Consider the following 19,027-nt stretch of genomic DNA (forward strand, 5'->3'; position numbering starts at 1 on the left):
CGGTCTGCGACGTCACACCTGGGTCTGCGCGGTGGGAAAACCGTCTCTAGACGGCACCACAGGACAGAGGACCACCCACTATCCGCAGGCTGATCGTCGGACTGGAGTGCAGGTCGGGGACGGCAGGCGGCGCAACCAGGAAATACGCTCTTCACCCAACCCGACCACCTGAAGAACGTGAGAAGAAGTCGGGAATGGACTGGCAATGGATCTTTGCCGCGTCTAAAATGGAGATATGTCCGAGAACCTGCAGACCACCCTCGCCGGGGTGACACAACTGCAGGCAGACACCCTGGTCGGGACGTTCGAAGAACGGTGCGCCGCGACCCGTGAGTTAGAGGTTCTGGGGCGTCGGGTGGACTTTGCGAGGGTTTGCGCGATCAGCGCTTTCGTTCGTGAGGGTGGCTTTCATGCGCGGGGGTACAAGTCGCCGATCCACGCGATCCGGGACTTATGGAACCTCGACCACAACGATGTCCAGCGGTACGTCACCGCCGCCGAGCACATCTGCCCCCAGATCACCCTGGACGGCCAGGTGCTACCACCCCGGCTGCCCGCTGCTGCGGCGGCGTTCGAGTCCGGGCGATGAGCCTGCGACACGTCGACAAGATCGTCCAGGTCCTCGGCTCCAAGGAGGCCGGGCGGTTGACGCCGGCGGACTGTGCATACGTCGAAGCGCAGCTTGCTGAACAGGCGGCGGTGTTCGACCCGCAAGGTCTCTTCACCTTGGGGATGCGGGTGGTTCGGTCGTTCGACCAGGACGGGCCCGAACCCGACGACGGACCGGAGTCCGAGGTCAACGAGTTGACGATCACCCGTCATCCGGACCGACCGGGCGGGACGATCAAGGGTCGGTTCGACAACGCGGTCCTGTTCGCCACCATCGCCACCTTGATCGACGCGAAGTCGAAGCCGACCACCGCGGATGATCAGCGCAGTGCCGGGCAACGGCAGGCCGAGGCGTTGGGTGACGTCTGTGGGTATGTCCTTGACCACGGCGACGTCCCCCACGCCGGCGGGCACCGACCGCACCTCAACGTGCACATCCCACTCGCAGAGCTGGAGAACCGGGTCCGCACCGCGATCCTCGACTTCGGCGGCACCATCACCACCAAGGATCTGCGGCTGCTCGCCTGCAACGCCGCCGTCATCCCGATCGTCATGAACGGCGACAGCCAACCACTCGACATCGGCCGCGCAAACCGCGTCATTCCCGACGGAATGCGCCGAGCAGTCGCCGCCCGTGACCGGGGATGCGCGAGGTGTGGCCGACCGGCGAGTTGGTGCGATATCCACCATATTGTTGAATGGCAGAACGGCGGTCCCACCGAGATCAACAACTTGGTGATGTTGTGCAGGATGCATCACCGGGAGATCCATGCCACGGAATGGTTCGTGCGAATAGTTGATGGGCTACCGGAGTTCATCCCGCCCAGATGGGTCGACCCGGACCAGCGACCACGCCTGAGCCGCGTGCGTCAGATCCAGCCGGCGTCCGTGGCAACCCGGATCGCGTCGACGCGGTTGCGGGCGTCGAGCTTGTTGACGACGATCGTCAGGTAGTTGCGGACAGTGCCGGTGGTCAGCGAGAGGGTGTCGGCGATCTCCGTGGCGTCGCTGCCGATCGAGGCGAGCCTGAGCACGTCGATCTCGCGGTCGGTCAGCGGGCACTGGCCCTCGTCCCACGCGGCCAGCGCGAGTTGGGAGTCGATCACGCGGCGGCCCTGGGCGACGGTCCTGATCGCGTCGGCGAGCTGGGCGGGTGGGGCGTCCTTGAGGATGAAACCGTCGACGCCCGCCGCCAGGGCTCGGCGCAGAGTGCCGGGGCGCCCCAGGGACGTGACCATCAACGTCCGCACGTCGGGCATCGAAGAACGGAGCGCCTCCGCGGCCGCCAGGCCGTCTAGCACCGGCAGGTCGATGTCGATCACCGCGACGTCCGGGCGGTGCTCGCGGGTCGCCGGCTCGATCTGGTCGCCCGACTCGACCTCGGCGACGACGTCGATGTCCGGTTCGAGGCGCAGCAGCGCGACCAGCGCACCCCGAACCATGTGCATGTCCTCGGCCAGCAGGATCCTGATGCGGCCGTTCATACGCCGACACCGCTCAAGACGACCGGGTCGGCGTTCAGGATGCTGCTCTGCAGCCGCCGCAGCCGATCGGAGGGCGCCAGGCCCAGCTCGTCCATCATCGTGCGGTGCAGCAGGGTGTACTCCTCCAGTGCACGCGCCGGACGCCCCGACCGGTAGAGCGCGATCATGTATTGGCCCCGGAAATGCTCGTGCATCGGATACCGGGCGGTGAGTGCGGCGAGCCGGCCCAGCAGCACACCGTGGCGACCGAGACGCAGCTCGGCATCGATCAGATCCTCGTGAATGCCGAGCCTGATCTCTTCCAACCGAGCCACCTCCATCTTCAAGCGAATGCCGACCTTCACGTCGATGAGCGCCGGCCCGCGCCACACGTTCAATGCCGCCGCAAACTGATCGGCGGCCTCCTTCGGACGACCGGCGTCGACGGCCAGCCGGCCGGCTGCGGCAATTCGTTCGAAAGTCGTCACGTCGAGCGCGTCGCGGCTCACATCGAGCGAATAGCCGCCGTAGGTGGTCGTCAGCACGTCCTTCGAGGCGGGGAACGGGGCCGCGGCCTCGATCAGCTTGCGCAACCTGAGCACGTAGGTCTGCAGGGTCGGCAGCGCGCTGCGCGGCGGCTCCGCCCCCCACAGCTCCTCGATCAGCGTCGACACCGTCACCACCTGGCCGGCCTGCAGGGCGAGCAACGCGAGCACCTGCCGCGGTTTACGCCCGCTGGGGGTGATCGACGCCCCGTCCAGGCGTACGTCCAGCCTGCCCAGAACCTTGATCTCCACGCGGTCCTCCCACGCTCGCCCGACGGTTCCGGTCCAGTTCATCGGAGGCGGCCGGTCGTCGCCAGATTTCCCCGCCACGTTCTCCGCGATGACCTTTCACCGGACGGTCCATGAATTCTTCACAAGCTGCTCCCGACCGTTCCGCGGGCCCGACACGCGTGCCACGATTCGATCGTGTTGCGATGGATGACAGCGGGCGAATCACATGGCCCGGCATTGGTGGCCGTGCTGGAAGGCATGATTGCCGGGGTCGGGATCACCACCGAAATGGTGGCCGCGGAGCTGGCCCGGCGGCGACTCGGCCACGGGCGTGGAGCCCGGATGGCGTTCGAGGCCGACGCGCTCGAAGTGATCGGCGGAATTCGGCACGGCGTGACCCAAGGTGGGCCGGTCGCGATCCGGATCGGCAACTCGGAATGGCCGAAGTGGCAGACGGTCATGGCCGCCGACCCGGTCGATCGCGACCTCGTCGCCACCCGGGCCCGCAACGCCCCGCTCACGCGGCCCCGGCCGGGCCACGCCGACCTCGCCGGCATGACGAAGTACGGGTTCAGCGACGCGCGGCCCGTCCTCGAACGGGCCAGCGCGCGCGAGACCGCCGCCCGGGTGGCGCTCGGCGCCGTCGCGAAGGCATACCTGAAGCAGGCGTTCGGCGTCGACATCGTGTCCCATGTAGTTGCGCTCGGCGCCTACGACGCACCAGCCGGCGAGCTCCCGGGGCCGGCGGACGGGCCTCTGATCGACGCCAGCCCGGTGCGCGCGTTCGGCGCGGCGGCCACCGCAGCCATGACGGCGGAGGTGGACGCGGCCCATCGCGACGGCGACACCCTCGGTGGTGTGGTCGAGGTGCTCGCCTACGGGCTGCCGGTCGGGCTGGGTTCCTACGTGCAGCACGACCGCAGGCTCGACGCCCGGATCGCCGCAGCGATCATGGGCATCCAGGCGATGAAGGGCGTCGAGATCGGCGACGGCTTCCGCACCGCGCACCGGCGCGGCAGCGTCGCGCACGACGAGATGGTGCCGGGCGACCCCGTCCACCGCCTGTCGAACCGGGCGGGCGGCATCGAAGGCGGGATGACCAACGGCGAGCCGGTGCGGGTGCGGGCGGCGATGAAACCCATCTCGACGGTGCCGCGCGCGCTGCGGACCGTCGACGTCGCCACCGGCGCGGCCGCCACCGCCATCCACCAGCGCTCCGACGTCTGCGCGGTGCCGGCCGCCGGGGTGGTGGCCGAGGCGATGCTCGCGCTGGTGCTGGCCGACGCCGCGGCGGAGAAGTTCGGCGGCGACTCGCTGGTCGAGGTCCGACGCAACCTGGCGGCCGGCCGGACGGCGTGATCGCCGCGTCAGGCCGCCTCGCGCGTCCGGACCGCGCCCTCGACCGACAGCTCCCCGAGGATCTCGCTGAGGACCGCCGTGCCCTTCCGGCTCAGCACCGAGGCGAGGTGGCACTGCGCCGACGCGAAGCCCCGGCCGCGCAACCCGTGCACCTCGTCGCAGCCGTCCTGCCTGAAGACCTCGACCGCCCCGTGCTCCGCCGAGACGAACCGGTCGGTGGCCGACCGCGCCGAGAACGTGTTGTAGAAGCCCACCAGCTCGGTGCGCCCGAAGATGTCGACCTTGCGTTGGACGCCCTGGTTGGGCTCGTCGCGCCGCTCGACGGGGAGCCCGAGGATCGTGCTCAGCACCTGGTGGCCCAGGCAGACCGCAAACAGCGGCGTGCCGTTCGCGAGCAGGGTGGAGACGATCGAGTGCAGGGCCGCGATCTTCGGATCCCGCAGGTCACGGGGGTCGCCAGGGCCGGGCCCGACGATCACGACGTCGTAGCTTTCGAGGCTGAACGGCTCGTCGAACCGCGCCACCGTGACGTCGAAGCCGACCGCGCAGAGCATGTCCCGCGCCATGAACGTGAAGGTGTCCTCGGCGTCGATCACCAGGATGGACTTCCCGACGTTCTCCGGTGCGGGCCGGGTGCGCTCCTGCGGCGACTCGAACCAGAAGTCCGCCAGCGGCGCGTTTCGCTCGGCGAGCGCCCGTCGCACGGCGGGATGGCCGCTGATGTCGGGCACGTCCGCGACCGCCGACAACGCGGCACCCTGTAGCGCCGCAAGCAGCCCGGCCGCCTTCGCGCGGGTCTCCGCCGCCTCGGACACGGGGCACGAGTCCCGCACCAGCGTGGCCCCGACGCCGATCCGCACCCGCCCGTCCGGCGCGATGTCGGCGGTGCGGATGAGGATCGCCGAGTCGAGCGCCTGGCCGCCGGCGGCGTCGCGCCCGACCAGCGCGACGACCCCGGCGTAGAAGCCGCGCCCGCTCGTCTCGTGCCGGGCGATCACCCGGCACGCGCTCTCCAGCGGGCCGCCGGTCACGGTCGGCGCGAGCAGCGTGTCGCGCAGGATCTCCCGGACGTCGAGCGTCGACCGGCCCTCGATCAGGTACTCCGTGTGGGCCACCCGCGCCATTTGCTTCAGGTGCGGGCCGATGGCGCGGGCGCCGCGATCGCACACCCGGCCCATCATCTTCAGCTCTTCGTCCAGCACCATGTAGAGCTCGTTGGCCTCCTTCGCGTCGGAGAGGAACGCCAGCACCCCGTCGAGCTCCGGCCCGGGTTCCGGGTACCGGTACGTGCCGCTGATCGGGTTCATCACCACCGTGCCGCCGTCGAGGCTCACGTGCCGCTCCGGCGAGGCCCCGACGAAAGTGCGGTCGCCCGCGCACACCAGGAACGTCCAGTACGAGCCGGGGTCGCGGCCGAGCAGCCTGCGGAAGAAGGTCAGTGCGGTCGCGCGCGACCAGTTGTGGATCTCGGTGGTGAACGAGCGCTTGATGACGAAGTTCGCGCCGACCCCCTCGCCGATCTCCTCGCTCACGACCCTGCGCACGACGTCGGCGTACTGCTCGTCGTCGAGGTCGAAGTCGCCGGGCCCGAGCTCGATCGGCTCCTCCGGCAGCGCCGCGACGACTTCGCCGAACGGCAGCACCTCCTGGTGGGCGATCTGCAGGGTGATCAGCTGCTCGCCGTCGTCGACGCACTCGAACCCGCGCTCGCGGACCTGCCGGAAGGGCAGGAGCGCGAGCACCTCGTGCCGGCCGGGCGCTCCCTCCGGCGACGGCGACAGGGCGATGTCCGCGATCCGGTCGACGCACCCGACCTCGCCGACAACGAGGTCGACGGCGTCCGGCCCGGTCGAGCCGGGTCGGTGCAGCAGGGCGAAGGACGGTCCGGCCGGATCCAGGAGGGCGTCGAGCCAGGCGGTCATCGCGGTGGTCCGTCGATCATGGCGAGCGCCGCGCCCGTGGACAGCGTGACGGCGCACCGCGAGGATGCGTAGTCCAGCGCCATCCGGTGGTGCTCAAGAGAGAAGTCCGCGACGGCATCGGCCACGAGGAAGGTCTGGATGTCGTTGGAGTAGCCCTCGTGCGCCGTCATCAGGATGCCGACGTGGGCGTAGACACCGCAGATGACCAGCTGGTCGCGCCCCCGTTCCCGCATCAGCTCCAGGAGGGGTGTGCGGCAGAACGCGCTGGGCCGCCACTTCGTGAGCACGATGTCGCCGGGCGCGGGTTCGAGGCCCGGCACGATCTGGCGTTGCTGCGGATCGGTGGACATGCCGGCGCCCCAGAAGTCCTTCAGGAGGCCGCGCTGCTGGTCGGTCATGCCGCCCGGCTGAGCGGTGTACGCCACGAGCGCGCCGTGTGCGGTGAAGCTCGCGCGCAGCTCGGCGATGTTGCGTTTCAGGTCGCCGAGCGGGGTCGCTGCCTGCTGGAACGGGCGGACGAAGAAGTTCTGCATGTCGTGGATCAGCAGGACCGCCCGAGCGGGGTCGATGCGCCACGGCGCGATGTTCTCCGGCAGCTCGTGCTCGGCCGGCATCGCATACGGTTCGATCACGGGGATCGACATGGTTTCTCCCTGGTGGTGGGACGGGGCCTCAGCTCCCGAGAGCCGCTCCGCCGTCGACGGTGAGTTCGTGCAAGGTGATGTGCGCGGCGCGGTCCGAGAGCAGGAAGCACACCGCCTCCGCGATGTCCTGCGGCCGGGCGAGGCGCCCCAGCGGGATGCCGAGCCGGTACGTCTCCGGGTTGCCCTCGATCGAGACCCGCAGCGCATCACCCTCGGAGCCGGCCCACAGCGACGTCAGCATCGGGGTGTCCGTTGATCCCGGGGCGACGACGTTGCACCGGATGCCGTGCCCGGCGAGCTCCAACCCGAGGCACTTGGTGAAGCTGCTCGCGGCCGCCTTCGAGGCGGCGTAGGCGGCCATGTTCCAGCGGGGCGTCCGGGCCGCGTTCGACGCCACCGTCACGATCGACCCGCGCCGCCGCTCCTTCATCCGACGGGCGGTGGCCCGGCAGACGTTGAAGACGCCGGTCGTGTTGACCGCGAACGTGACCTTCCAGTCCTCGTCCGAGAGGTCCACCGCGTCGGCAGTGCGCAGCACCCCGGCCGCGTTGACCAGGTAGCCGATCGGGCCGATGTCGTGCTCGATCTCGGCGACGGTCGCCTCGACCTCGGTGGCGGAGGAGACGTCCAGCACGTATCCGCGGACGTCATGGCCCTCGTCGCGCAGGCGCTTCACGACCAGTGTGAGACCTTCGAGATCGGCGTCCGCCGCGGCCACCGCTGTGCCGTCCGAGGCGAGGGCGCGGACCACCGCCGCCCCGATCCCGCCGGCCGCCCCGGTCACCAGGGCGATCTTCTTCTCCATGGTTCACACCTCGAGACCTGTCCTCGACCGCGAGGTCAGCGCGGCGACGAGATCGGGTTCGACACCGAGGCAGCGCACGGAGAACGACCCCACCGCCTCGACGTAGTTCGCTTCCAGCTCGGCTTCGTCGACCTCGGTGGACCGGCCGCCCCTGATCAGCACCCGACCGCCGACGATCACGGTGTCGACGTCGTGGGACCCGCCCAGCGCGAGGAAGCCCTCCAGCGGACGCGGGTTGAGCAGGTACCGCCAGTCCTCGGCGGGGACGAGCACAAGATCGGCCTGCTTGCCCACTTCCAGGCTGCCGACCTGCTGCTCCCAGTCGAGCCCGCGGGCCGCGATCCGGGTCGCCATCGCCAGCGCGTCGGTCGGCCGGACCTCCGTCGGGTCGGCGGCGATCTCGTTGAACACCTGGTAGGTGGCCTTCATGGCCTCGGCCATGCCGCCCAGCGGCAACGCGGTGCCGTCTGTCGAGAGCGAGACGTCCAGGCCGGCGCGGCGGAACCGCGGGATTGCCAGTGTCTCGGTCAGCGTCGACTCCCCGGCGTTGCCGTACTTCGCCGGCGAGAAGTTCACATGCACCCCGCTCTCGACGAGCAGCTTCCGCTCGTCCTCGTCGACGAACGCGGTGTGCACCGCCATGAACCGGGGCCCGAGCAGGCCGAGGTCGGCGAAGCGGCGCACGGGCGTGGCGCCGAAGTAGGTGCGCATCACCTCGTACTCGTTGCGCAACGCGCCGACGTGCGTGGCGAACGGGACGTCGTGCTCGGCGACGAGCCGGGCCAGGCCGGCGCCGAGCTCATCGGTCATGTTCGTCCCGTACACCGAGGTCGGGCGGGCCCGCAGGTGTCCCGTCCGGTCGGCCGCGGCGCGCTGCAGCAGCCGCTCGGCGTCGGCGAGCAGCGCGTCGGCGTCGCGGGTGCGCTGGAACCGCGAGGCTCCCGGCAGGCAGACGGCATCGCTCGCCCAGGTGCTCACCGAGGCCCGGATGCCGAGGTGCAGCGCCGCGTCGGCGAGGGCGTCCGGCTTGTTCAGCGACCCGACGTCACCGAGCGTGGTGACGCCCGAGCGCAGCTGCGTCCACATCGAGTACCGGGCGATCGCGGCGGCCTCGTCGTCGGAGAGCCGCCCGATCAGGTCGTGGAACGAGTCGAAAGCCGCGGACACCTGGCACACGTCACCGCCGAGCGCCATGAACGCGGGCCGGTCGTCGCGGTCCCACGGTGGCCGCAGCGCCGCGCGGGGCGAGAAGCGCATCGCGAACATCTCGTGCCAGTGCGGGTTGACGAAGCCGGGCAGGATCAGGTGGCCGGTCGCGTCGATGATCTCGGCATCGGACGGCACCGGCACCTGTGCAGACGGCCCGACGGCGACGATGCGGCCGTCGCGGGCGAGCACCGCCCCGTCGGGGATCACGCTCGCCCCCTCGTCAGCGGGGTACAGGCAGCCCCCGCGGATCAACAACGCGGTCACGGTGCCGCCCCCCGCACGTCGTCGACGTGCGCGGCCCACGCGTCGATCGTCGGCTCGGCCGCCAGCACGGCGAACTCGACGGCCAGCCCGCGGCGCCGCCACCTCGTGGCGAGCCGCATCACCTCCAGCGAGCCCACGCCGAGCTGCACCAGGTTCGCGTCGCCGGCGAGCTCGTCGCCCGGGATGCCGGAGAGTTCGGTGACGGCTTCGCGCAGGAAGTCCGCGGTCGTTGTTTCGGTGGTTGACGTTCCAGTGGTTCGTGACATGGTCAGCTCGCCTTCCGCAGCTCTGCGTGCGCCCAGTCGCGCAACGCGTCGGGGTGCCGCGCCGCGGCGGCCAGCACCTTCTTGTCGACCTTCCCCAGCGGGGTCAGCGGGAAGGCCTCGACGTACTCCACGCGGTCGGGCAGCTTGTAGTCGGCGAGACCACGCTCGCGCAGCGCGCGCTTCAGCTCGTGCAGGGTCGTCCGCAAGCCGTCCGCCACGAGGAAGGCGAAGGTGCGCTCGCCGAGGAACTCGTCGGGGACGGGCACAACCGCGGCCGCGGCGATCCGCGGATGCGCGACCAGGTGGCTCTCGACCTCGACCGCGGAGATCTTGTCCCCACCGCGGATCACGACGTCCTTGATCCTGCCCTCGATGACCAGCCGCCCCGTTCCGGTCCGGCTGGCCAGGTCGCCGGAGCGGTAGAACCCGTCCGCGGTGAACGCCCTGGCGTTGTGCTCGGCCGCGCGGTAGTAGCCGCGCAGCGTGTAGGGGCCGCGGGTCAGCAGCTCCCCCACCGCGCCCGGCCCGACGTCGACGCCGTGCTCGTCGACGATGCGGACCTCGTCGTGCGGAGAGATCGGACGGCCCTGCGTGTGGACGACCGTCTCGTCATCGTCGTCCGCCCGGGTCATCGACAGCAGCCCCTCCGCCATCCCGAAGACCTGCTGCAGGCGCGCGCCGAGCTCCGGACCGATGCGGGCGGCGAGCTCCGGCTGCAGCTTGGCCCCGCCGATCTGCACCGTGGCCAGGGACGACAGGTCGTTCCCGAGCCACTCGCGGGCCTCCAGCCACAGGTGGGCGACCGTCGGCACCAGCGACGTGAACGTCACGCCTTCGTGCTCGATCAGCTCGAAGCAGCGCTGCGGGTCGGGGTCGTCGGCCAGCACGACCGTTGCCCCCGCGCCGAGCATGCCGATCACGCCGGGGCAGCCCCAGGTGAAGTTGAACTCCACCGGCAGCACCGCGAGGTAGACGTCGGCCGCGTCGATCTCGCACACCTGCGAGGTGGTTCGCGTCTGGTAGGCGTAGTCGTCGTGGGTCCGCGGGATGAGCTTCGGCAGGGCCGTCGTCCCGCCGGAGAGCAGGAAGAACGCGACGTCGGACGGGTCGTTCGGCAGCAACGGCACCGGGTCGGCGCACACCTCGGCGAGCGGGGTAATCCGCGGGTCGGCGACCCCGGTCTCCGCACCGAGCACGAACACCTGACGCAGCTCCGGCGCCTCGGCCAGCATCTGCTCAGCGAGCGCGACGTGGTCGAAGCCGCGGTGCTCCCTGGCCGTCACGAACGCTGACGCACCGGAGACCGCCAGCAGGTGCCGGATCTCGTTCGCGCGGTGCGAGGCGAGCGAGAAGACCGGCTTGGCCCCGGTCCGGAACAGCGCGAACGCGGCGACGACGAACTCCGGGACGTTCGGCAGCTGGAGCACCACCCGCTCGCCGGCCCCGATCCCGCGGGCGGCGAACCCGGCCGCCGTCCGGTCGATCCGGTCGGCCAGCTCGGTGAACGTCAACCGGGTCGGCCCGTGCACCAGCGCGATGTCGTCGCCGTAGCGGTCGGCCCACGTGCGGGGCAGTCCGCCGAGGTCGACACCATTCCACAGCCCGGCGTCGGCGTAGCGGGCGGCGAACTCCGCCGGCCACGGCGTGCATCCGTCCAACATCAATTCTCTCCTTCCGACTCACGACCGGCGCCCGGGTGGGGAGCGACGATCTCCAGCAGCGCGCAGCTGGCCGTCATGCCGGGTCCGGCGGCGATCAACATCACGTGGTCGCCGGGCCCGACGGCGCCCGTGCGCCACAGGTGCTCCAGCCCGATGACCGGATCGGCAGCGCCCACGTGCCCGTAGTGCTTGGTGATCTCGAACGTGCCGCGGGCCTCGTCGATGTCGAGCGGGTCGAGGTAGACGGCGTGCAGCGGCCCGCGGGCGAACCCGACGTGGCACACCCGCACGACCTTGTCCATCGCGACGCCGGCGTCGGCGAGCGCCGCATCGGCGGACGCGGCGAGGCAGTCGCCGAGGTTGCCCATCGGCGGCGTGACCCCGGCGGCCCACTGCGCGCGCCAGTACTCGCTGCGCTCCTCGAAGTTGAGCGACACCCCGCGGGTGATGCCCGGCGGGAAGAGTTCCTCGCCGCCGCGGTGCATCTCCTCCATCAGCGGGTTGCTGTTGGTCGCGACGGACAGCACCTTGGCGAAGCCCGCGGTGCGGGAGACGACCGCAGCCGCGCCGCCGTCACCGAGGACGAAGAGCTTGGCCGCCCGCCAGCGGTCCACGACCGGGACGGAGAAGTTGTCCGCCGTGGTCAGCAGCACCGCGTCCGTCGCGGGGTCGGCGGCCAGCCGGTGCACCGCGAGTTCGAGGCCGGCGAGCATGCCGACGCAGCCCTGGCGCAGCTCCACCGCGGAGATCGGCTGGTCGAGGGTGTGGCGCAGCACGTAGTGCGGGGCGGACCAGCCGTCCGGGCCCTGGTGGTAGGTGGTGCTGTGGATCAGCGCGCCGAACCGGTCGGGGTCGACGCCGGCCTGCGCCAGCGCGTCGCGGGCGGCGGCAACCGCCATGTCCGGGGCCGGCCGGTCGTCCGCCACGGCCACGCCGCGCAGTCCGGACGAGACCTGGGCGGCCTCGTCGTACCAGCCGCGCGCCACCGCATCTTCGGTGCTCACGGCCGGTGGCAGGCAGATCCCCAGCCCGGCGAGGTAGGTGTCGGCCGGGGCCTTCATCGGCCCGCTCCCGTCGCGACCGGCACCAGGAACCTCGCGACGCTGTCGAGCTTCTCGCAGGTCTCCTCGTACTCCCGCTCCGGTGTGGACTGGCCGACGATCCCGGCGCCGGCCCGCAGCCACGTGCGGCCGTTCTGCCGGTACGCCGAGCGCAGGACGAGCGCGGCGTCCATCGAGCCGGTGTGGTCGACGGTCAGCACCGCGCCGCTGTAGAGGCCGCGCTCCTCCGCCTCGGAGCTGCGGATCACGTCGTAGGCGGGCGCCTTCGGCACCCCCGACGCGGTGACGGCCGGGAACACCGCGCCGAACGCGTCCCACGCCGCGCGACCGTCCGCGAGCCGGCCGGCGACCCGGGAGGCCAGGTGCTGGCACGTGCCGCGCTCCTTGATCGTCATGAACTCCGGCACCTCGATGGAGCCTGGGTGGCAGACGTCGGAGAGCTCGTCCGTGCCGACCTTGACCGAGATCGCGTGCTCGTAGATCTCCTTGGCCGAGCTGAACAGGTCGTTGCGCAGCTGCTCGTTGCGCAGCAGGTCCGGGGTCAGCGCGCGGGTGCCGGCGAGCGGCTGGCTGACGACGTGGCCGTCGGCGGAGACCTGCACGACGATCTCCGGGCTGAACCCGGTCGCTTCGATGCCGCCGACGTCGAGCAGGAACGAGCGGGCGGGGTTGTTGCCGCGCCGCCCCGCCCGGTAGGTGGCGATCAGGTCGACGTCGTACTCGACGTCGACGACGCGCGACAGGATGACCTTGTGCAGCCGGCCCGCGTTGATCGAGTCGATGGCCTCGCGCACGGAGCTCTGGTACTGCTCGACGCCGGTCCCGCGCACGTTCAGCGGGAACGGCTCGGCCGGGACCGACGTGTCGCCGATGACGATCGCGGCCAGCAGGGCGGTGAGCGTCTCCTGGTCGGCGGCCCGCAGGTGTGCCATTCCGCCGGTGATGCGGACCTCGGCCGCGGGCACCACCAGGTGCATCATGCGGTGCTCGCCGACGTCGGTCAGGTCGCCGTCCTTGGCGTAGGACAGCTCGAACGTCGCCCACCCGTAGGCCCGCCACTCCGGCACGGTCACGGCCTCCAGCAGGGCTGCGACCTGGTGCAACGGCTTGCCGTCCCACTCGAGGGTGCGGGTCTCCTGGCCGTGCTGGGTGAGCACGGCGCTCGTCCGGTCGAGGGTGAGCTCCGCCAGTGCGCCGCCGGCGTAGGACCAGGTGTCCCCGTTCTCGTAGACGACGTAGCTGTCGTGCAGGCCGGACGCGGCGAGGCGGGTGACGACCTCCAGCGGGTCGTCGGGCACCGAGAGGTGGGTCTCGAAGTAGTGCTGGGGGATGATCGCGGTCATCTGCGGCGTCCTCTCGAGGACTCGTTGGTCACCTGGTTACTATCGATAGCGTTTTGCTGGTAACAGTCCGGGCATGCCTGACCGGGGCTGCCGGTCAGTTGCTGATCAGACCTTCAGCGCGGCGATGACCGCCGCCATCCCTTCGACGCTCGGGTGGTCGAACAGCTCGAAGAACATCTCGTCCTGGCTCTTCGGGATGTCGAAGAACCGCACGATCTGCTCGGTCAGCGCCGCAGCGCGCATCGAGTCGCCGCCCAGATCGAAGAAGTTGTCCAGCACCCCGACCTCGTCGAGGTCCAGCGCCCGCTCCCAGATCTCCTGCAGCGACCGCTCGATGTCGTTGCGCGGCTCCTCGAACGCCGTCTCGACGTCCGGCCGGGCGGTCGGCGGCTCCGGGAGCCGGGAGCGGTCGATCTTGCCGTTCGTGGTCAGCTCGAACACGCCCACCACGAACGCCGAGGGCACCATGAACGTCGGCAGCTTCTGCTGCAGCGCCCGGCGGATCTGCCGGACCGCAGGCTCCGCGCCGGGCTCGGCCTCCAGGTACGCCGCGAGCCGGGTGCTGCCTGCGTCGTCGGTCAGGGCCCGCACGACGGCCTGGGCGACCCCGGGCATCCCGGTCAGCATGGCCTCGATCTCGCCGAGGTTCACGCGGTTGCCACGCACCTTGACCTGGCTGTCGGTGCGCCCGACGATCTCGATGTCGCCGTCGGGCCAGCACCGCGCGAGGTCACCCGTGCGGTACAGCACGGGGTGGCGCGCCGCGTCGAGCGGGTTGGGGATCCACTTCTCCGCCGTCGCCTCCGGCAGGTGCAGGTACCCGGCGGAGAGGCTGTCGCCGGTCACCACCAGCTCGCCGATGACGCCCGGCGGCACCGGACGCATCCGCTCGTCCAGCACGAACGTCCGGACGTTGGGCAGCGGCCGGCCGATCGGGGGCGTCCGCCGGGCCCGACCGGCCGCGCCGAGGCGTTTGCCCAGCTCAGTGATGTCGCAGCTGGCGACAACGGTCGCCTCCGCGGAGCCGTACAGGTTGATGACGTTGAACGGCAGCGCCGCCGCCGGCCACGACTGCACCCGCTCGCCGCTGATCCGGATGTTCTGCAGCGCCGTCTCGGCCGGCCATTCCAGGGTCAGGATGCGCTCGCAGATCGCCTTCGTCACCAGCGTGTGGGTGATCCGCCGCGCGACCAGCCAGTCCCGCAGCCACTCCGGGGAGGTGACGACGGCCGGCTCGGGAATGTGCACCGTAGCGCCGGCGGCCAGCACCGAGAAGCACTCGACCTGCACCATGCCGTAGCCCGGCGCGGCCAGCCACGTCCCGCGGGACGAGTCGGTGATGCCGCAGATCTTCTGCATGCCGTGGATCAGGTTGCGGGCTGCCCCGTGCCGGGTCAGCACGGCCTTGGGCGCGCCGGTCGAGCCCGAGGTGTAGCAGATGTGGATGACGTCGTCGGTCTCCACGACGGAGCCGATCGGGGCAGTCGGCTCGTTCTCCCAATCCGCGACGTCGAGCGCGACGACCGGCGCGGTGCCGGCCACGACGGCCTCGTGCGCGGCCAGCGTCAGCACGAGCACGGCCTCGGCGTTCTCGATCATGAACCGGATGCGCTCCGCCGGAAAGTCCGGGTCGAGCAGGATCGCCGCGGCGCCCAGCTTGAAGCAGGCGAGCTGGGCGATCAGGCTCTCCGGGCAGCGCGGGAAGCAGGTGCCGACGCTGTCGCCCCGACCCACGCCGGACGAGCGCAGACGGTGGGCGAGCCGGGTCGCCTGCTCATCGAGCTCCCCGAAGGTCATCCGGCCAGCCGGCCAGACGACCGCGTCCTTGTCCGGTGTGCGCTGCGCGACGGCGGTGATCTCCGCGTGGAAGAAACCGCCCTGGACGTCCTCGTCGGTCCGGTTCCACTCGGTCCCGATGCGGTGCAGGTCCGCCACGGTCAGCAACTCGATGTCGTGCACGGCCGTCTCCGGGCCTGCGGCCAGCGCCCGTTCGAGGTGCGCCGCGTACTGGTCGGCGGCGACGGCGTCGAACTCGTCGCACGACACCACCAGCTCGACGGCGCCCCGCACGCTCAGGACGTTGAGGGCGGCGATCGCGCCGGCGGCGACGTCCGTGACCACCGCGTGGAACGACCGGCAGACGGCGAGCTCGACGGGGGCGGCCTCGACCGCCGCACGCAGCTGCGCGATCGTCGTGTCACCGGTGACGGAGACCTGCACGACCCCGGCCGAGCCGCGCCCGACGGTGACGGCAGCCTCGCCGGTGTAGCGGTGGACCAGCGCCGCGACGGCGACCGTCACCGCCGTGTCCAGCTCGGCCTGGTCGCCGGTGATCGCAGGTGGGACGGCGATCGCCCGGCGGTGGACCGGACCGACCCGCTCGGCCGCGGGCGTGGCCAGCGGCAGGGACGTGCTCGTGGATGCGCTCACTGGACTCTCCTTCCGGTCAGCCGGCGAGGGCGGTGCGGCGCCCGGCCCGGCGGTGGTCGACGGCGGCGGCGAACCGCTGGATGATGCGGACGTTGCTGGTCCAGTCGATGCAGGCGTCCGTCACGCTGCGGCCGTAGACGAGCTGGTCGGCCCGCCCGAGTTCGAGCTTCTGGTTGCCTTCCACGAGGAAGCTCTCCAGCATCACGCCGGCGATGCCGGTCTCGCCCCGGTGCAGGCGCCACGCCACGTTCTCGGCGACGAGTTCCTGACGCCGGTGGTCCTTGCCGCTGTTGCCGTGGCTGGCGTCGACGAGCAGCCGGTTGGGGAGCCCGGCCTGGCTCAGCAGCACCCGACCCTTGGCGACGTCGATCGGGCCGTAGTTGGGCCCGAGGCTGCCGCCGCGCAGGACGACGTGGCCGTCCGGGTTGCCGGTGGTGGTCAGGATGCCGGGGCGGCCGTCGTCGGTGCTGGTCGGGAAGCTGTGCGACTGCGTCGCGGCGGCGACCGCGTCCACCGCGTCGAGCACCTCGCCGTCGGTGGCGTTCTTGAACCCGATCGGCATCGGGAGGCCGCTCGCGAGCTGGCGGTGGATCTGGCTCTGCACAGTGCGGGCGCCGATGCACCCCCACGACACCGCGTCGGACAGGTAGCCGGGCACCGACGGGTCGAGGAACTCGGTGCCGACGGGGACGCCGCTCGTGGCGATGTCCACCATCAGCTCGCGGGCGACCCGCAGGCCGGCGTTGATGTCGCGGGAGCCGTCCAGGTGGGGGTCGCTGATCAGGCCCTTCCAGCCGAAGCGCGTGCGCGGCTTCTCCGTGTAGACGCGCATGACGATCACGATCTCGTCCTGGACGTCGGCGGCCAGCCGGGCCAGCCGCTCGGCGTAGGTGCGCACCGCGGCCGGGTCGTGGACCGAGCAGGGTCCGGTGATCACGATGATCCGGTCGTCCTCACCGCGCAGGACGCCCCGGATGGCCTCGCTGCCGCGCAGGACCGCGTCGCGGCCCGCCGGCGAGAGGGGGATCTCGGCGCGCAGCTCCGCCGGCGGGACCAGCGGTTCGACGTCTGCGACGTGGGCGTCGGCCGTGTGGATGGAGCGCATGGGTCAGTTCTCCTTCTTCTGGGGCACGGTCAACACGGCCGCGGAGAACGAGAAGCCCATCGCGGTGCCCAGCACCAGCAGCGTCGAACCGGGCTCCAGGAGGTCGTTGCCCGCCAGGTGGTTCAAGGCGTAGATCTGGTCCGCCGGGCCGAGGTGGCCGATCGTCAAGCCGGTCTCGAGCAGGGTGTTGCGGGGCGTGTAGCCCAGCGGCCGCAGGAAGGCGTCCTGGAACAGGGCGCGGCCGACGAACGGCGTGAGGAACCAGTCGACGTCGTCCAGGCGGACCCCGGCCTCGGCCAGCGCCCGGGTGACGACGCTGCAGGTGCGCTCGCCGGAGCGCCTGCGCACGTCGCTGAGCGAGATCCCGCCGGCGGCGAGGAACTCCCGCGTGCGGCGGCGCGAGTCCGGCTGGCCGACCGGTGCCGTGGTGAAGGGCTCGTTCCCGCGGCTGAGGCCCTCCAGCGCCGCGTCGGTCTCGGTGACGATGCTGCGCACCTGCAGGATGCCGCCACCACGCGTCACCACGGCGGCGGCGCCACCGTCGCCGAAGACCATGCCGGGCGAGAGGTACCAGCGGTTCACCGGTTCCGCGAAGCGGTCGCCGAGCGTGATCAGCGCGGTGTCGCGAGCGCCGGCGAGCAGGGTGTTCGCCGCGATCTCCAGGCTGGTCAGCGCACCGTTGGACGCGGCGGAGATCACCGTCGGCTGGCCTTCGAGATCGGTGCCGATCAGCTCCTTGGCGATCCAGCTCGCCACCGGCCACGTGTCGAGGCCCTGGAAGCCGCCGTGGCTGTGCAGGAACAAGGTGCCCGGGCCGACCTCGACGCCGTGCTCGACGGCCTCCTTGATGGCCTCCCGGCCGGCGGTCACGGCCAGCTCCGGCGGGGCCTGGTCGGCCTGGGAGACGGAGACCATGCCGGTGCTGGCGGCAGCAGCAGCGGCGTACTGCCCGCTCGCGATCGCCTGCTCGACGGGCACCAGCTCACCGAGCACGCCCCCCGTGCCGGCGATCCAGATGTCATCGAACCGCATCATGGAGTCCCTTCTCCCGTTACTGGCCAAAACTTTACGGCGGTAACAGCGGACGGATCCTGGATCCGCGATCAACGCTGCTTCTCGTTCGTTACCGGCGAAACCTCATGCGACCTTGTCCGCGAGCAGGCGCGCGGCGTGCTGACGAGCCGCGGCCGCCAGATTCCGGGCCTCGCCCGCCTCCGGGCCGCCGTTCGCCGCGATGTCCTCGAACAGCTCGGCCTTGCGCCGATACCACTCGGCAACCACGGTGGGCGGCGCCTGCCGGCCAGGCCGCAGCAGAATCAGTTCTCCGAAACCGCGCAGAGCCCCGTCGCTCATGTCGACTCCAGTTCCCCATCTACGACTGTTACTAACGAAAACGTTAAGCCGGTAACGAGGCCGCGGCAACGGCATCGCGATTAGGCCTACTTCTCGAATCGGGTGCCGATCCGACACCGCTCAGCCGCACGAACGCCTACCGGCGACGCGCACTCGCCGGTAGCATCTCCGAGATGAGAGCACAGCCAGGCGACCGGGACACCGCACCTGGCGGCCTCGAACTGGTGCAGTCGTTCGTCAACAGCATCAACGTCGAGTTCGGCCCCGACGAGTTCGCGACCGTCGAAGGCTTCGACCGCTGGCTCGGCCGCAACGGGTTCGTCGGCGTGGCGGCCGACGACCTCGACCGCGGCGACGCGGTTGCGCTCCGCGAAGCGCTGCGGGCCCTGCTCCGCGAGAACAACGGCGGCGAGCCCGCCACGGGTGCCCGCCGGACCGTCGAGCACATCGCCCGCAACAGCCCGCTCGTCGCGCAGTTCGACGACACCGGCGCCCTCGGCCTCGCCCCCGCGCGGGGTGACGTGCGCGAGGTGTTCGGCACGGTGCTGGCCTCGGTCGTCGCCGCGGTCGGGGACGGCTCGTGGCAGCGCCTCAAGGCCTGCAAGGAACACCGGTGCGAATGGGCGTTCTACGACCGGTCCCGCAACCGGGCCAGCAGGTGGTGCTCGATGGCCGTCTGCGGCACCAGGTCGAAGATGACCGTCTACCGGCAGGGGAAACAGACTCAACAGACGAAGGGCTGACCCCGGCCGCAGCC

General features: G+C 71.1%; 18 protein-coding genes. 4 read left to right on the top strand and 14 right to left on the bottom strand.

Annotated elements, in window-relative coordinates; genetic code table 11:
• Positions 1–235: 235 nt before the first annotated feature.
• Both LL648_RS41275 and LL648_RS41280 read left to right on the top strand, forming a co-directional pair.
• Positions 236–589: a hypothetical protein gene (locus tag LL648_RS41275; RefSeq protein WP_232668434.1), complete on the top strand. Its 354-nt coding sequence runs from the start codon at positions 236–238 to the stop codon at positions 587–589.
• A complete protein-coding gene (locus LL648_RS41280) occupies positions 586–1,563 on the top strand; it encodes an HNH endonuclease signature motif containing protein (RefSeq protein WP_232668435.1) in 978 nt (325 codons plus the stop codon). The genes LL648_RS41275 and LL648_RS41280 overlap by 4 nt, the downstream gene beginning before the upstream one ends.
• Here LL648_RS41280 and LL648_RS41285 read toward each other — a convergent pair.
• Together LL648_RS41285 and LL648_RS41290 are read right to left on the bottom strand one after the other, a co-directional pair.
• A complete protein-coding gene (locus LL648_RS41285; protein ID WP_232668436.1) occupies positions 1,479–2,093 on the bottom strand; it encodes a response regulator transcription factor in 615 nt (204 codons plus the stop codon). The two genes, LL648_RS41280 and LL648_RS41285, sit on opposite strands and share 85 nt — an antisense overlap.
• Positions 2,090–2,869 (bottom strand): AfsR/SARP family transcriptional regulator, encoded by a 780-nt coding sequence (locus tag LL648_RS41290; protein WP_232668437.1) that lies wholly within the window; start codon positions 2,867–2,869, stop codon positions 2,090–2,092. Before LL648_RS41290 ends, LL648_RS41285 begins: the two co-directional genes overlap by 4 nt.
• A 174-nt stretch (positions 2,870–3,043) precedes the next feature.
• Here LL648_RS41290 and aroC point away from each other — a divergent pair, with 174 nt between their 5' ends.
• Positions 3,044–4,207, top strand: a complete 1,164-nt coding sequence (aroC, locus tag LL648_RS41295) for a chorismate synthase (RefSeq protein WP_232668438.1) — start codon at positions 3,044–3,046, stop codon at positions 4,205–4,207.
• Between the two features lie 8 nt (positions 4,208–4,215).
• Here aroC and LL648_RS41300 read toward each other — a convergent pair whose 3' ends face one another.
• The 12 genes from LL648_RS41300 to LL648_RS41355 form a co-directional block, all read right to left on the bottom strand.
• The gene (locus LL648_RS41300) at positions 4,216–6,129 is read right to left on the bottom strand and encodes an anthranilate synthase family protein (RefSeq protein WP_232668439.1); all 1,914 of its coding nucleotides are present in this window, start codon (positions 6,127–6,129) and stop codon (positions 4,216–4,218) included.
• On the bottom strand, positions 6,126–6,773 hold the full coding sequence (locus LL648_RS41305) for an isochorismatase family protein (RefSeq protein WP_232668440.1): 648 nt from the start codon (positions 6,771–6,773) through the stop codon (positions 6,126–6,128). The genes LL648_RS41300 and LL648_RS41305 overlap by 4 nt, the downstream gene beginning before the upstream one ends.
• Before the next feature lie 28 nt (positions 6,774–6,801).
• Positions 6,802–7,578, bottom strand: a complete 777-nt coding sequence (locus tag LL648_RS41310; RefSeq protein WP_232668441.1) for a 2,3-dihydro-2,3-dihydroxybenzoate dehydrogenase — start codon at positions 7,576–7,578, stop codon at positions 6,802–6,804.
• A gap of 3 nt (positions 7,579–7,581) precedes the next feature.
• Positions 7,582–9,051: an amidohydrolase family protein gene (locus LL648_RS41315; protein WP_232668442.1), complete on the bottom strand. Its 1,470-nt coding sequence runs from the start codon at positions 9,049–9,051 to the stop codon at positions 7,582–7,584.
• The gene (locus LL648_RS41320) at positions 9,048–9,317 is read right to left on the bottom strand and encodes a phosphopantetheine-binding protein (RefSeq protein WP_232668443.1); all 270 of its coding nucleotides are present in this window, start codon (positions 9,315–9,317) and stop codon (positions 9,048–9,050) included. The genes LL648_RS41315 and LL648_RS41320 overlap by 4 nt, the downstream gene beginning before the upstream one ends.
• A gap of 2 nt (positions 9,318–9,319) precedes the next feature.
• Positions 9,320–10,978: a (2,3-dihydroxybenzoyl)adenylate synthase gene (locus tag LL648_RS41325; protein ID WP_232668444.1), complete on the bottom strand. Its 1,659-nt coding sequence runs from the start codon at positions 10,976–10,978 to the stop codon at positions 9,320–9,322.
• On the bottom strand, positions 10,978–12,039 hold the full coding sequence (locus LL648_RS41330) for a ketoacyl-ACP synthase III family protein (protein WP_232668445.1): 1,062 nt from the start codon (positions 12,037–12,039) through the stop codon (positions 10,978–10,980). Before LL648_RS41330 ends, LL648_RS41325 begins: the two co-directional genes overlap by 1 nt.
• Positions 12,036–13,382: a salicylate synthase gene (locus LL648_RS41335; RefSeq protein WP_232668446.1), complete on the bottom strand. Its 1,347-nt coding sequence runs from the start codon at positions 13,380–13,382 to the stop codon at positions 12,036–12,038. Before LL648_RS41335 ends, LL648_RS41330 begins: the two co-directional genes overlap by 4 nt.
• A 105-nt stretch (positions 13,383–13,487) precedes the next feature.
• The gene (locus LL648_RS41340) at positions 13,488–15,812 is read right to left on the bottom strand and encodes a non-ribosomal peptide synthetase (protein ID WP_232668447.1); all 2,325 of its coding nucleotides are present in this window, start codon (positions 15,810–15,812) and stop codon (positions 13,488–13,490) included.
• A gap of 16 nt (positions 15,813–15,828) precedes the next feature.
• Positions 15,829–16,917, bottom strand: a complete 1,089-nt coding sequence (locus tag LL648_RS41345; RefSeq protein WP_232668448.1) for a 3-deoxy-7-phosphoheptulonate synthase — start codon at positions 16,915–16,917, stop codon at positions 15,829–15,831.
• A gap of 3 nt (positions 16,918–16,920) precedes the next feature.
• Entirely contained in the window at positions 16,921–17,952 is a 1,032-nt protein-coding gene (locus LL648_RS41350; RefSeq protein WP_232668449.1) for a ketoacyl-ACP synthase III family protein, read from the bottom strand.
• 102 nt (positions 17,953–18,054) lie between these two features.
• Positions 18,055–18,270, bottom strand: a complete 216-nt coding sequence (locus LL648_RS41355) for a hypothetical protein (protein WP_232668450.1) — start codon at positions 18,268–18,270, stop codon at positions 18,055–18,057.
• Positions 18,271–18,443: 173 nt separating this feature from the next.
• On the opposite strand from LL648_RS41355, the gene LL648_RS41360 reads away from it, so the two are divergent.
• Positions 18,444–19,013 carry a CGNR zinc finger domain-containing protein gene (locus LL648_RS41360; RefSeq protein ID WP_232668451.1) on the top strand — a complete coding sequence of 190 codons (570 nt, stop codon included), beginning with the start codon at positions 18,444–18,446 and terminating at the stop codon, positions 19,011–19,013.
• Positions 19,014–19,027 lie beyond the last annotated feature (14 nt).

Origin of the sequence: Pseudonocardia sp. TRM90224, from assembly GCF_021245725.1 — a bacterium.
Taxonomy (GTDB): domain Bacteria; phylum Actinomycetota; class Actinomycetes; order Mycobacteriales; family Pseudonocardiaceae; genus Pseudonocardia.

Excerpts from the sequence above, each read along its gene's own strand:
- LL648_RS41275 (WP_232668434.1), top strand. The coding sequence starts at position 236 with ATGTCCGAGAACCTGCAGACCACCCTCGCCGGGGTGACACAACTGCAG.
- LL648_RS41280 (WP_232668435.1), top strand. The coding sequence starts at position 586 with ATGAGCCTGCGACACGTCGACAAGATCGTCCAGGTCCTCGGCTCCAAG.
- LL648_RS41285 (WP_232668436.1), bottom strand. The coding sequence starts at position 2,093 with ATGAACGGCCGCATCAGGATCCTGCTGGCCGAGGACATGCACATGGTT.
- LL648_RS41300 (WP_232668439.1), bottom strand. The coding sequence starts at position 6,129 with ATGACCGCCTGGCTCGACGCCCTCCTGGATCCGGCCGGACCGTCCTTC.
- LL648_RS41305 (WP_232668440.1), bottom strand. The coding sequence starts at position 6,773 with ATGTCGATCCCCGTGATCGAACCGTATGCGATGCCGGCCGAGCACGAG.
- LL648_RS41310 (WP_232668441.1), bottom strand. The coding sequence starts at position 7,578 with ATGGAGAAGAAGATCGCCCTGGTGACCGGGGCGGCCGGCGGGATCGGG.
- LL648_RS41320 (WP_232668443.1), bottom strand. The coding sequence starts at position 9,317 with ATGTCACGAACCACTGGAACGTCAACCACCGAAACAACGACCGCGGAC.
- LL648_RS41325 (WP_232668444.1), bottom strand. The coding sequence starts at position 10,978 with ATGTTGGACGGATGCACGCCGTGGCCGGCGGAGTTCGCCGCCCGCTAC.
- LL648_RS41330 (WP_232668445.1), bottom strand. The coding sequence starts at position 12,039 with ATGAAGGCCCCGGCCGACACCTACCTCGCCGGGCTGGGGATCTGCCTG.
- LL648_RS41335 (WP_232668446.1), bottom strand. The coding sequence starts at position 13,382 with ATGACCGCGATCATCCCCCAGCACTACTTCGAGACCCACCTCTCGGTG.
- LL648_RS41345 (WP_232668448.1), bottom strand. The coding sequence starts at position 16,917 with ATGCGCTCCATCCACACGGCCGACGCCCACGTCGCAGACGTCGAACCG.
- LL648_RS41350 (WP_232668449.1), bottom strand. The coding sequence starts at position 17,952 with ATGATGCGGTTCGATGACATCTGGATCGCCGGCACGGGGGGCGTGCTC.
- LL648_RS41355 (WP_232668450.1), bottom strand. The coding sequence starts at position 18,270 with ATGAGCGACGGGGCTCTGCGCGGTTTCGGAGAACTGATTCTGCTGCGG.
- LL648_RS41360 (WP_232668451.1), top strand. The coding sequence starts at position 18,444 with ATGAGAGCACAGCCAGGCGACCGGGACACCGCACCTGGCGGCCTCGAA.